We start from the raw sequence: 12,222 nt of genomic DNA on the forward strand, positions 1-12,222 counted from the left end.
ACCAGCATGGGGTATCCAAGGATGAATATCCACGAATATCAGGCCAAACAGCTTCTCAAGAGCTATGGCGCACCGGTCTCGGACGGCCGTGTCGTCCTCAAGGCCGAAGAAGCGAAGACCGCAGCCAGCGAACTCGATGGTCCGCTCTGGGTCGTCAAGGCGCAGATCCACGCCGGCGGTCGCGGCAAGGGCCACTTCAAGGAGGCCGAAGCCGGCGAAAAGGGCGGTGTCCGCCTCGCCAAATCGGTCGAAGAGGCTGAAACGCTTGCCAAGCAGATGCTCGGCAAGACGCTCGTGACGCACCAGACCGGCCCGGCGGGCAAGCAGGTCAACCGCATCTACATCGAAGACGGCTCCGACATCGAGCGCGAACTGTATCTCGCTCTGCTCGTCGATCGCGTGACCTCGCGCGTCTCGATCGTCTCCTCGACCGAAGGCGGCATGGACATCGAGGAAGTCGCGGCGAACACACCCGAGAAAATCCTCAGCTTCTCGATCGACCCGGCAACCGGCTACCAGCCGTTCCACGGCCGCCGCGTCGCGTTCTCGCTCGGCCTCGAAGGCCCGCAGGTGAAGCAGATGGTCGGCCTGCTCGGCAAGCTCTACCAAGCCTTCGTCGAGAAGGACATGGAGATGCTCGAGATCAACCCGCTGATCGTCATGACCGACGGCAACCTCAAGGTTCTCGACGCCAAGCTCGGCTTCGACGGCAACGCCGTCTATCGTCACTCGGACATCGCCGCGCTCCGCGACGAGACCGAAGAAGACAGCAAAGAGCTCGAAGCGTCGAAATACGACCTCAACTACATCGCGCTCGACGGTGAGATCGGCTGCATGGTGAACGGCGCTGGCCTCGCAATGGCCACGATGGACATCATCAAGCTCTACGGTGCGGAACCGGCGAACTTCCTCGACGTTGGCGGTGGCGCCACGAAAGAGAAAGTGACCGAAGCGTTCAAGATCATCACCTCGGACAAGAACGTCAAAGGGATCCTCGTGAACATCTTCGGCGGTATCATGCGCTGCGACATCATCGCCGAAGGCGTGATCGCCGCGGTGAAGGAAGTCGGCCTCGAAGTGCCGCTGGTCGTCCGCCTCGAGGGCACCAACGTCGAAAAAGGCAAGGAAATCATCGCGAATTCCGGCCTGAACGTCATCGCCGCCGACAACCTGTCGGATGGCGCAGAAAAAATCGTCAAAGCGGTGAAAGGCTAAGAATCATGGCAGTTCTCGTCAACGAAAACACCAAGGTCATCTGCCAGGGCTTCACCGGCTCGCAGGGCACCTTCCACTCCGAGCAGGCAATCGCGTACGGCACCAAGATGGTCGGCGGCGTGACCCCCGGCAAAGGCGGCCAAGAGCATCTCGGCCTGCCGGTCTTCAACTCGGTCCACGAGGCGAAAGCCAAGACCGAAGCGAACGCCTCGGTTATCTACGTTCCGCCGCCCTTCGCGGCTGACTCGATCCTCGAAGCGATCGACGCGGAAATGGAACTGATCGTCTGCATCACCGAGGGGATCCCGGTCCTCGACATGATGAAGGTCAAGCGCGCGCTGATCGACTCCAAGTCGCGTCTGATCGGCCCGAACTGCCCCGGTGTCATCACGCCCGACGCCTGCAAGATCGGCATCATGCCCGGCCACATTCACAAGCGTGGGTCGGTCGGCGTCGTGTCGCGCTCGGGCACGCTGACCTATGAGGCGGTCAAGCAGACCACCGATATGGGTCTGGGCCAGTCCTCGGCCGTCGGCATCGGCGGTGACCCGATCAAGGGCACCGAGCATATCGACGTGCTCGACATGTTCCTCGACGACCCGGAAACGGAATCGATCATCATGATCGGTGAGATCGGTGGTTCGGCGGAAGAAGAAGCCGCGGAATTCCTCGCCGAGCAGCGCAAGAAGGGCCGCTGGAAGCCGACCGCTGGCTTCATCGCTGGCCGCACGGCCCCTCCCGGCCGCCGCATGGGCCACGCCGGCGCGATCGTCGCGGGCGGCAAAGGCGATGCGGAATCCAAGATCGAAGCCATGAAATCGGCTGGTATCGTCGTCGCAGACAGCCCCGCCACGCTGGGCGAAGCTGTGATGAAAGCGATCAAGGGCGAATAAGCCCTATTGAGACAGGCGGGGTCGCGGCGCACGCGGCCCTGCATCCTGACCAAGGAAAGGACCGGACCCATGTCGCTGCGGATCGCACGGCGCGCCTCCCTCCCCGTTTCGGGGACGGTCGCATGCGCCCTGCTTGAAAGCAGCGACGGGGGCCGGTCTTTTTTTGCGACGGAGTGCGTCGCCAAACGCACCGGAAAGCCCGCCCCTGGCGGCCTCGCTCCGGTCGCGGTCGTCCGCTCACCGGTCGCAGTTCAGACCACGCGCATCCCTGCCCTGCATGGAAGTCCTGACATCAGCACCTACATCACTGACCCAGAAGGCAATATGCCCGGGACTGCAGGTGCCCGTTTCGGAGTATCCGTGATGGCCCCGCGCGCGAAGGAAAGGACCCTACATCATGTCCCGTTCCACCCCTGTATCCGTCGCGAGGGCGTTCGCGCGCCGCGTGACCCCGCCACCACACGCGCCCAGCGTTTAACCAACCGTTCAATGGGCCGCTGATAGACGTTCGAGTTCCACAGATCCCTGTTTCACCGACCGAAGGTGAGGAAAATGACCGACCAATCCCCCAACGACCAGTTCAATGCCTCGCAGTTCCTGCAAGGCGCGAATGCCGAATATGTCGAGCAGCTCTATGCCAAGTTCGCCGAAGATCCCTCTTCGGTCGATACCGCATGGGCTGCTTTCTTCGCCTCGCTCGGTGATCCCGATCAGGACGTGAAGAAATCCGCCGAAGGCGCAAGCTGGGAGCGTCGCGACTGGCCGCCGGTGGTCGCCGACGACCTGACCGCCGCGCTGACCGGCGAATGGCCCGCCGCCCCCGCCGAGGGCAAGGCCGCTGGCGACAAGATCAAGAAGAAGGCCGCCGAGGCTGGCGTTCCGGTCGATGAGGCCGCGGTCAAACGTGCCGTGCTGGACTCGATCCGCGCGCTCATGATCATCCGCGCCTACCGTATCCGCGGCCACCTCGCCGCCGATCTCGATCCGCTGAACATGCGCGAAACCGGTCAGCATCCGGAGCTCGATCCGAAGAGCTACGGCTTCACCGATGCCGACATGGATCGCCCGATCTTCATCGACAACGTGCTCGGCCTCGAGATCGCCTCGATGCGCCAGATCATGGATATCGTGAAGCGCACCTATTGCGGCACCTTCGCGCTGCAATATATGCACATCTCCGACCCCGAGCAATCGGCCTGGCTGAAAGAGCGGATCGAAGGCTACGGCAAGGAAATCACCTTCACCAAGACCGGCCGCCGCGCGATCCTCAACAAGCTCGTCGAGGCGGAAGGGTTCGAGAAGTTCCTGCACGTCAAATACATGGGCACCAAGCGGTTCGGCCTTGATGGCGGCGAAGCGCTGATCCCCGCGATGGAGCAGATCATCAAGCGGGGCGGTCAGCTCGGCCTGCAGGAGGTCGTGGTCGGCATGCCCCACCGCGGTCGCCTCTCGGTCCTCGCCAACGTGCTGCAAAAGCCCTACCGCGCGATCTTCCACGAATTCCAGGGCGGCTCGTTCAAGCCCGAGGACGTGGACGGCTCGGGCGATGTGAAATACCACCTCGGTGCTTCCGCCGACCGTGAGTTCGACGGCAACAAGGTCCACCTGTCGCTGACCGCAAACCCCTCGCACCTCGAAGCGGTGAACCCGGTCGCACTCGGCAAGGTCCGCGCCAAGCAGGACCAGCTGGCCGACCGTTCGGACCGCTCCAAAGTGGTCTCGGTTCTGCTGCACGGTGATGCGGCCTTCGCCGGTCAGGGCGTCGTGGCCGAGTGCTTCCAGCTCTCGGGCATTCGCGGCCACCGCACGGGCGGCACGATCCACCTCGTCGTGAACAACCAGATCGGTTTCACGACCGCGCCGCACTTCTCGCGCACCTCGCCCTACCCGACCGATCTCGCGCTGATGGTGGAAGCTCCGATCTTCCACGTGAACGGCGACGATCCGGAGGCCGTCGTGCACGCAGCCCGCGTCGCGACCGAGTTCCGCCAGAAGTTCCACAAGGACGTGGTCATCGACATCTTCTGCTACCGCCGCTTCGGTCACAACGAAGGCGACGAGCCGATGTTCACCAACCCGGTGATGTACAAGTCGATCAAGACCCACAAGACCACACTGCAGCTCTACACCGAGCGTCTCGTGGCTGACGGCCTGATCCCCGAGGGCGAGATCGAGGATATGAAAGCCTCGTTCCAGTCGCATCTCAACGAGGAGTTCGAAGCCGGCAAGGTCTTCAAGCCGAACAAGGCCGACTGGCTCGACGGTCGCTGGTCCGGCATGGAGCAGGAAAAGAGCGAATACGAGCGTGGCACCACCGCGATTGCGCCCGAGACCTTCGAAGAGGTCGGCAAGGCGCTCGTGACCGCGCCTGAGAAATTCGCGCTGCACAAGACGGTCGGGCGTCTGCTCGACAACAAGAAGCAGATGCTCGAGACCGGCAAGGGCTTCGACTGGGCGACCGCCGAGGCACTGGCCTTCGGCTCGCTCCTGACCGAGGGCTACCCGGTCCGTCTGTCGGGTCAGGATGCCACCCGCGGCACCTTCTCGCAGCGCCACTCGGCGCTGGTCAATCAGGACAACGAAGACCGCTACTACCCGCTGAACAACATCCGTGAGGGTCAGGCCCGCTACGAGGTGATCGACTCGATGCTCAGCGAATATGCGGTGCTCGGGTTCGAATACGGCTACTCGCTGGCGGAACCGAAGGCTCTGACGCTCTGGGAAGCGCAGTTCGGCGATTTCGCCAACGGCGCGCAGATCATGTTCGACCAGTTCATCAACTCGGGCGAGCGGAAATGGCTGCGCATGTCGGGCCTCGTCTGCCTGCTGCCGCACGGCTTCGAAGGTCAGGGCCCCGAGCACAGCTCGGCCCGTCTGGAGCGCTTCCTGCAGCTGTCGGCGGAAGATAACTGGATCGTCGCGAACTGCACGACGCCGGCGAACTACTTCCATATTCTGCGCCGCCAGATCCACCGTGACTTCCGCAAGCCGCTGATCCTGATGACGCCGAAATCGCTTCTGCGTCACCCCAAGGCGGTCTCGACCACGGAAGACTTCACCACCGGGTCCAGCTTCCACCGCGTGCTTTGGGACGACGCGCAGCGCGGCAACTCGGAAATGGAGCTGAAGTCCGACGACAAGATCAAGCGCGTCGTGATGTGCTCGGGCAAGGTCTATTACGACCTGCTCGCACAGCGCGACGAACGCGGGCTGGACGATGTCTACCTGCTGCGTCTGGAACAGTTCTACCCGTTCCCCGCGCAGGCGGTCACCAAAGAGCTGACCCGCTTCAAGAATGCCGAGATCGTCTGGTGCCAAGAGGAGCCGAAGAACCAAGGCGCTTGGTTCTTCGTCGAGCCCTATATCGAATGGGTCCTCGCCAAGATCGACGCGAAACATGCCCGTGCGCGCTATGCAGGCCGTGCAGCTTCCGCCTCGCCCGCCACGGGTCTGGCAAGCCGCCACAAGGCCGAGCAAGACGCGCTCGTCAACGATGCACTGGAGGGTTGAATAGATGTCCACTGAAGTCCGCGTTCCCACGCTCGGCGAGAGCGTCACGGAAGCCACCGTCGCCACCTGGTTCAAGAAGCCCGGCGACACGGTGGCCGCAGATGAGATGCTCTGCGAGCTCGAAACCGACAAGGTGACCGTCGAAGTGCCGAGCCCCGCGGCCGGCACGCTCGGCGAGATCGTGGCCGCCGAAGGCGAGACCGTCGGCGTCGATGCGCTTCTCGCGACGATCGAAGAGGCCGGCGCCAGCCCCGCGCCGAAGAAGAAAGAAGACAAACCGGCGGAAAAACCCGCCCAACAGCCCCAATCGAATGAGGGAAAAATGACCGACGTGATGGTGCCCAGCCTTGGTGAATCGGTCACCGAGGCAACTGTGTCGACGTGGTTCAAGAAGGTTGGCGACAAGGTCGCGGCCGACGAGATGCTCTGCGAGCTGGAAACCGACAAGGTCTCCGTCGAAGTGCCGTCTCCTGCGGCTGGCGTTCTCAAGGAGATCGTCGCCGAAGAAGGCACGACCGTCGATGCCTCGGCCAAGCTTGCCGTGATCGCCGAAGGCGAAAGCGGTGGCACCTCCGACAGCGCCCCCGCGAAGGAGGAGGCCAAATCCGAAGCCCCCGCTGCCAGCGGGAAGGGCGGCAAGGATGTCGAGGATGCGCCTTCCGCCAAGAAGCTGATGGCCGAGAAGGGCATCGACCCGGCTTCCGTTCAGGGGTCTGGCAAAGACGGCCGGATCATGAAGGAAGACGTGGCCAAGGCCGAAAACGCGCCGAAGCAGGCGTCGGTCAACGTCGCCTCGACGCCCTCGCAAGCGCCGCGCGGCCCGGTCAATGCCGATGACGCGTCGCGCGAAGAGCGCGTGAAGATGACCCGCCTGCGTGCGACCATCGCCAAGCGCCTCAAGGACTCGCAGAACACCGCGGCGATGCTGACCACCTATAACGAGGTGGACATGTCGGGCGTGATGAACCTGCGCAACGAGTACAAGGACCTGTTCAACAAGAAGCACGGCGTGAAGCTCGGCTTCATGTCCTTCTTCGTGAAGGCTTGCTGCCACGCGCTCAAAGAGGTCCCGGAAGTCAACGCCGAGATCGACGGAAACGAGGTCGTCTACAAGAACTACGTCCACATGGGCGTGGCCGTGGGCACCCCGAACGGGCTCGTCGTGCCGGTCGTGCGCGATGCCGACCAGATGAGCTTCGCGTCGATCGAGAAGACGATCGCCGAGATGGGCACCCGCGCCCGTGACGGCAAACTCTCGATGGCCGAGATGCAGGGCGGTTCGTTCACCATCTCGAACGGCGGCGTCTATGGCTCGCTGATGTCCTCGCCGATCCTCAACCCGCCGCAATCGGGTATCCTCGGCATGCACAAGATCCAGGAACGTCCGATGGTCGAGAACGGCCAGATCGTCATCAAGCCGATGATGTATCTCGCACTCAGCTACGACCACCGCATCGTCGACGGCAAAGGCGCCGTGACCTTCCTCGTGCGCGTCAAGGAAGCGCTGGAAGATCCGCGCCGCCTGCTGATGGACCTGTAAGACCGGGACGAAGGCGGCAGCCCCCTGCCCCTTCCTCTTGATCCAAATATCCTCGGGGGGTCCGGGGGGCAGACAGCCCTCCGGTCCGCCCTCTCCACCGGGAGCGACCCATGACCCCCGAACTCACCGTGCTCATCCTCGCGATCCTGCTCCATCTGGGGCTGATGATCGCCTATTCGGTCAAGGCGAATACCGAGCTCGGCACGAAATACCCTGTTTCTCCGCGCGACAGAACGCCACCGCCGATCTCGACCCTGCTCGGCCGGATTCAGCGCGCGATGAACAACTCCTTCGAGGGGCTGATCCTCTTCGCCCCCGTCGCGCTGGTCATCGCCCTGACCGGGCAGTCGAGCGCCGCCACTGCGGCCTTCGCCTGGATCTTCCTGATCGCGCGGGTTCTCTACATTCCGTCCTATCTGCTGGGCTGGGTGCCGTGGCGCTCGCTCATCTGGGGCTTTTCCTTCTTCGCAATTCTGGCGCTGGCAATTGCCGCGCTGATCTGACCTCCCGGCGCGAGGCCCCCTCGCGCCCCAATCCAAGGAGCAAGAACAATGGCTGACTATGATGTGATCGTGATCGGCGGCGGCCCGGGCGGCTATGTCTGCGCCATCCGCTGCGCCCAGCTGGGCCTGAAAACCGCCTGTGTCGAAGGCCGTGACAGTCTCGGTGGCACCTGCCTCAACGTGGGCTGCATCCCCTCCAAGGCGCTGCTGCATGCCACGCATCAGCTGCACGAAGCCGAGCATAACTTCGCCAAGATGGGCCTGAAGGGCAAATCGCCTTCGGTCGATTGGAAGCAGATGCTGACCTACAAGCAGGAAGTCATCGACGGCAACACCAAGGGCATCGAGTTCCTGTTCAAGAAGAACAAGATCGACTGGCTCAAGGGCTGGGGCTCGATCCCGGAAGCCGGCAAGGTGAAAGTGGGCGAGGACGTCCACAACGCCAAGTCGATCGTGATCGCGACCGGCTCCGAGCCGTCCTCGCTGCCGGGCATCGAGATCGACGAGAAAACCGTCGTGACCTCGACCGGCGCGCTGTCGCTCAACAAGATCCCGAAGTCGATGGTCGTCATCGGTGCGGGCGTCATCGGTCTGGAAATGGGCTCGGTCTATGCCCGTCTCGGCGCGGATGTGACCGTCGTGGAATATCTCGACGCGATCACCCCCGGCATGGACGGCGAGGTCTCCAAGAACTTCCAAAAAATCCTGTCCAAGCAGGGCCTGAAATTCGTCATGGGCGCCGCCGTGCAGGGCGTCGACATGAAGAACGGCAAGGCCACGGTGAACTACCAGCTGCGCAAAGATGAGAGCAACGCCTCGATCGAGACCGAGACCGTTCTCGTCGCGACCGGCCGCAAGCCCTATACCGATGGTCTGGGCCTCGAAGGCGTCGGCGTCGAGATGCTGCCGCGCGGTCAGGTGAAAACCGACGCGCATTGGCAGACCTCCGCGAAGGGCATCTACGCCATCGGCGACGCGGTCACTGGCCCGATGCTCGCCCACAAGGCCGAGGACGAAGGCATGGCCGTCGCCGAAGTCATCGCGGGCAAGCATGGTCACGTGAACTACGAAGTGATCCCGAGCGTGATCTACACCACCCCGGAAGTCGCTTCGGTGGGCCAGACCGAAGAGGCGCTCAAGCAGGACGGCCGCGCCTACAAGGTCGGCAAGTTCTCCTTCATGGGCAATGGCCGCGCCAAGGCAGTATTCCAGTCGGACGGCTTCGTGAAGCTGATCGCCGATAAGGAAACCGACCGCATCCTCGGCTGCCACATCATCGGCCCCGGCGCGGGCGACCTGATCCACGAGATCTGCGTGGCGATGGAATTCGGCGCCTCGGCGCAGGACGTGGCGCTGACCTGCCACGCCCACCCGACCTTCTCCGAGGCTGTGCGCGAAGCCGCGCTCGCCTGCGGCGACGGCGCGATCCACGCCTGATCGGCCAAGGGTCGAGAGAAATGCGAAAGGGCGCCCCGCGAGGCGCCCTTTTTGTTTGAAACGGTGACCCGACACCGATCACGAAGTCAGCCTCACCCCTCGCCGTGATCCGCCGCCGCGTCCATCTTGGCGGCGAATTCCCGGCGCAGTTCGCGGCGCAGTTCGGCGGCGCGCCAGCGGTGGCGTTCCTCTGCCGTCTCCGGCTCCAGCTTCGGTACCGCGGCGGGTTTACCGTTCTCGTCCACCGCAACCATCGTGAAATAGCAGCTATTGGTGTGCCGCCGCGTGCCAGCCGTGATGTTCTCGGCCTCGACGCGGATGCCGATCTCCATCGAGGTCCGGCCCGTGTGGTTCACGCTGGCGCGGAACGTCACCAGTTCGCCCACATTGATCGGCTGCTGGAAGGTCACCTGATCGACCGACAGCGTCACCGCGTAGCGCTGTGAGTAGCGTGAGGCGAGCGAGAACGCGACCCGATCGAGCCAGTTCAGCAGCGCGCCGCCATGCACCTTGCCGGAGAAATTCGCCTGATCGGGCGTCATCAGCACGGTCATCACGAGGCGCTTGCGATCCTCGAAGCTCAGCGTTTCGGTCATGTTTTTTCCTCGTTGCCCCGGGCCATATGCGCGAAAGCCTCCCGTCGGGTCAATCCGCGCGGTGCGCATAGCTTACTTGCGCGGCTTGGCCCGCAGGGTCGGATCGGCCTCGCGCGGGTCTTCTGGCCACGGGTGCTTGGGGTAGCGCCCGCGCATATCCTTGCGCACATCGGCGTAAGAGCCCTCCCAGAAACCCGGCAGGTCCATCGTCACCTGAATGGGTTTGTGGCCGGGCGACAGCAGCGTGATCCGCAGCGGCAGGTGTTTCGGGCCGACCGTGGGATGGGCGGTGACGCCGAACATCTCCTGCAGGCGGATCTCGATCCCCGGCGCCTCGCCCGCGTAGTCGATCGGCACGCGACGGCCCAGAGGGGTCTCGAAATGCGCAGGAGCCAAGTGATCCACCAGCTGCATCTGCTCCCAGTCGAGCGCCGCACGCAGCGGATCGGTGAGGTCCAGCTTGCGCAGATCGGCCTCGGTCCGGGCCTTGCCGAGATAGGGCAGCAGCCAGTCCTCAGCCGAAGCCAGCAGCCCCTCATCCGAGAAATCCGGCAGATCGGCCCCCTGCCCGCGCAACAGCTCCACCCGCGCCTGAAGGCGACGCGCGGCTGGCGTCATCGGCAGCCCGATCTGGCGCAGCCCCGCCAGCGCGCCGCGCGCCAATGCCTCGCGCGGAGCGTCCTTCCAGACGCGATCGTCGAGCACCAGCGCGCCGAACCGTTCGTGCTTGCGCGCGATCACCCGGCCCTCGCGCCTGGACCAGTCGCAGACATCGTGCCACGCGATCTGATCGGCGAAGAGGCGGCGGACCTCGGCCTCGGAGATCGCGATGCCTTGGCGCACTTTCGCCTCGCGCGGATCGCCATCGAGATCGCTCACCACGAGCAGGCGTTGTGCGCCCAGCGGATCACCCTCGGCCACCACAGCGCCCTTGCCGCCTGACAGCACGTAGCGCGGCGCATCGCCCTTGCGGCGCAGACCAACGCGGTCGGGATAGGCGAGCGCGAGTTGTTCGGCGGGCGAATAGGTCTCGGGCGTCTCGGGGGCGAGGCGGGCCAGCCGCTTCGCCTCGGAGCGGATACGCTCGATCGTGCCGCGATGGGGCGTGTAGGGATGGTTCGCCTCGAAACGCTTCGGGTCGCGGATGGCGCTGAGGCGCAGAGTCAGATCGGCGGGCGCGCCGCGCAGGGGATCGCGCTCGGCCAATAGGGCAGCGAGCGGCGCGGCCTCGGGGCCAGCGGTCAACAGCATATGCCCGAGGCGCGGATGCAGCGGCAGTTTGGCGAGCTTGCGCCCGTGTTCGGTGATCAGCCCCGATTTAAGCGCGCCGAGCTCTTCCAGCAAAGCGCGCGCCTCCGCCATCGCGTGCGCGGGCGGCGGGGTCAGGAAAGCCAGATCACCGCCCTCCGTTCCCCAGACCGCGAGTTCCAGCGCGAGGCCCGTGAGGTCGGCCACCTCGATCTCGGGCGGGGCGAAGGCGGGCAGCGCACCCTCCGCGCCCTTGGTCCAGAGCCGGTAGCAGATGCCTTCCGCCACGCGCCCTGCGCGGCCCCGGCGCTGCTCGGCCTCGGCGCGCGAAACGGGCTCTGTCACCAGCCGCGCCATGCCCGAGCTCGGGTCGAAGCGCGCGCGGCGGGCGCGGCCGCCGTCGATCACGACGCGAATGTCCTCGATGGTCAGCGAGGTTTCCGCGATGGCGGTGGCCAGCACCAGTTTCCGGCCCGAGGGCGCGGGCGCGATGGCGGCGCGTTGGGCTGCGAATTCCATCGCGCCGAACAGCGGGCGGATCGCGATGTCATCGGCCAAGCGGCCTTTCAGCAGAGCTTCGACACGGCGAATCTCGCCCTCGCCCGGCAGGAAGGCCAGCAGGCTGCCCTCGGTGGCCTCGGCGGCCTCGGTGATAAGTCCAGCCATCGCGGCCTCGAACCGCATCGAACTGTCGACCGGACGGTCCAGCCAGCGCGTCTCCACCGGATAGGCCCGGCCCTCGGACACCACGATGGGCGCATTGTCCAAGAGAGCCGCCACCGGCTCGGCGTCGAGCGTGGCCGACATCACCACCAGCGCCAGATCGGGGCGCAGCGCGCCGCGCACTTCCCACGCCAGCGCCAGCCCCAGATCGGCATTCAGCGAGCGTTCGTGGAATTCGTCGAAGATCACGCAGCCGATGCCGGTCAGTTCCGGGTCGGATTGCAGCACGCGGGTCAGGATGCCTTCGGTCACCACCTCGATCCGGGTGGTTTTCGAGACCTTCGCCTCGCCGCGAATGCGGTAGCCGACCGTCTCGCCGACCTTTTCGCCCAAAGTGTCCGCCATGCGCTCGGCGGCGGCGCGCGCGGCCAGACGGCGCGGCTCCAGCATGACAATCCGGCCCTCGATCTGGTCGAGCAGCGCGAGGGGTACGCGGGTCGTCTTGCCCGCGCCCGGCGGCGCCATCAGCACCGCACGGCAATGCGTGGACAGCGCCGCCCGCAGATCGGGCAGCACCACGTCAATCGGGAGAGAGAGGCGGTCTGTTTTCACCCGCC

Annotated in this window: 8 protein-coding genes; 6 read left to right on the forward strand and 2 right to left on the reverse strand. The window is 64.8% G+C overall.

The window, feature by feature from the left end:
- The first annotated feature begins 21 nt into the window (after positions 1 to 21).
- The 6 genes from sucC (at position 22) to lpdA (ending at position 9,098) form a co-directional block, all read left to right on the forward strand.
- Entirely contained in the window at positions 22 to 1,215 is a 1,194-nt protein-coding gene (gene sucC / locus F8R15_RS01260; protein ID WP_078519722.1) for an ADP-forming succinate--CoA ligase subunit beta, read from the forward strand.
- 5 nt (positions 1,216 to 1,220) lie between these two features.
- On the forward strand, positions 1,221 to 2,108 hold the full coding sequence (sucD, locus tag F8R15_RS01265; RefSeq protein ID WP_152843019.1) for a succinate--CoA ligase subunit alpha: 888 nt from the start codon (positions 1,221 to 1,223) through the stop codon (positions 2,106 to 2,108).
- Between the two features lie 552 nt (positions 2,109 to 2,660).
- On the forward strand, positions 2,661 to 5,618 hold the full coding sequence (locus F8R15_RS01270) for a 2-oxoglutarate dehydrogenase E1 component (protein ID WP_078539784.1): 2,958 nt from the start codon (positions 2,661 to 2,663) through the stop codon (positions 5,616 to 5,618).
- A gap of 4 nt (positions 5,619 to 5,622) precedes the next feature.
- On the forward strand, positions 5,623 to 7,158 hold the full coding sequence (gene odhB / locus F8R15_RS01275; protein ID WP_152843021.1) for a 2-oxoglutarate dehydrogenase complex dihydrolipoyllysine-residue succinyltransferase: 1,536 nt from the start codon (positions 5,623 to 5,625) through the stop codon (positions 7,156 to 7,158).
- A gap of 110 nt (positions 7,159 to 7,268) precedes the next feature.
- On the forward strand, positions 7,269 to 7,661 hold the full coding sequence (locus F8R15_RS01280; protein WP_152843024.1) for an MAPEG family protein: 393 nt from the start codon (positions 7,269 to 7,271) through the stop codon (positions 7,659 to 7,661).
- 48 nt (positions 7,662 to 7,709) lie between these two features.
- Positions 7,710 to 9,098 carry a dihydrolipoyl dehydrogenase gene (gene lpdA, locus F8R15_RS01285; RefSeq protein ID WP_152843026.1) on the forward strand — a complete coding sequence of 463 codons (1,389 nt, stop codon included), beginning with the start codon at positions 7,710 to 7,712 and terminating at the stop codon, positions 9,096 to 9,098.
- 92 nt (positions 9,099 to 9,190) lie between these two features.
- On the opposite strand, the gene F8R15_RS01290 is transcribed toward lpdA, so the two are convergent.
- Positions 9,191 to 9,694, reverse strand: a complete 504-nt coding sequence (locus tag F8R15_RS01290) for an acyl-CoA thioesterase (RefSeq protein WP_083079204.1) — start codon at positions 9,692 to 9,694, stop codon at positions 9,191 to 9,193.
- A 72-nt stretch (positions 9,695 to 9,766) separates the two neighbouring features.
- Complete coding sequence (gene hrpB, locus F8R15_RS01295) at positions 9,767 to 12,217, reverse strand: ATP-dependent helicase HrpB (protein ID WP_368730988.1); 2,451 nt, start codon at positions 12,215 to 12,217, stop codon at positions 9,767 to 9,769.
- Positions 12,218 to 12,222: the final 5 nt, after the last annotated feature.

Source organism: Thioclava sp. JE_KL1 (genome assembly GCF_009296265.1).
In the GTDB taxonomy this organism is placed as follows: Bacteria; Pseudomonadota; Alphaproteobacteria; order Rhodobacterales; family Rhodobacteraceae; genus Thioclava.

Coding starts and splice junctions, on each gene's coding strand:
- sucC (WP_078519722.1), top strand. CDS start 22: ATGAATATCCACGAATATCAGGCCAAACAGCTTCTCAAGAGCTATGGC.
- sucD (WP_152843019.1), top strand. CDS start 1,221: ATGGCAGTTCTCGTCAACGAAAACACCAAGGTCATCTGCCAGGGCTTC.
- F8R15_RS01270 (WP_078539784.1), top strand. CDS start 2,661: ATGACCGACCAATCCCCCAACGACCAGTTCAATGCCTCGCAGTTCCTG.
- odhB (WP_152843021.1), top strand. CDS start 5,623: ATGTCCACTGAAGTCCGCGTTCCCACGCTCGGCGAGAGCGTCACGGAA.
- F8R15_RS01280 (WP_152843024.1), top strand. CDS start 7,269: ATGACCCCCGAACTCACCGTGCTCATCCTCGCGATCCTGCTCCATCTG.
- lpdA (WP_152843026.1), top strand. CDS start 7,710: ATGGCTGACTATGATGTGATCGTGATCGGCGGCGGCCCGGGCGGCTAT.
- F8R15_RS01290 (WP_083079204.1), bottom strand. CDS start 9,694: ATGACCGAAACGCTGAGCTTCGAGGATCGCAAGCGCCTCGTGATGACC.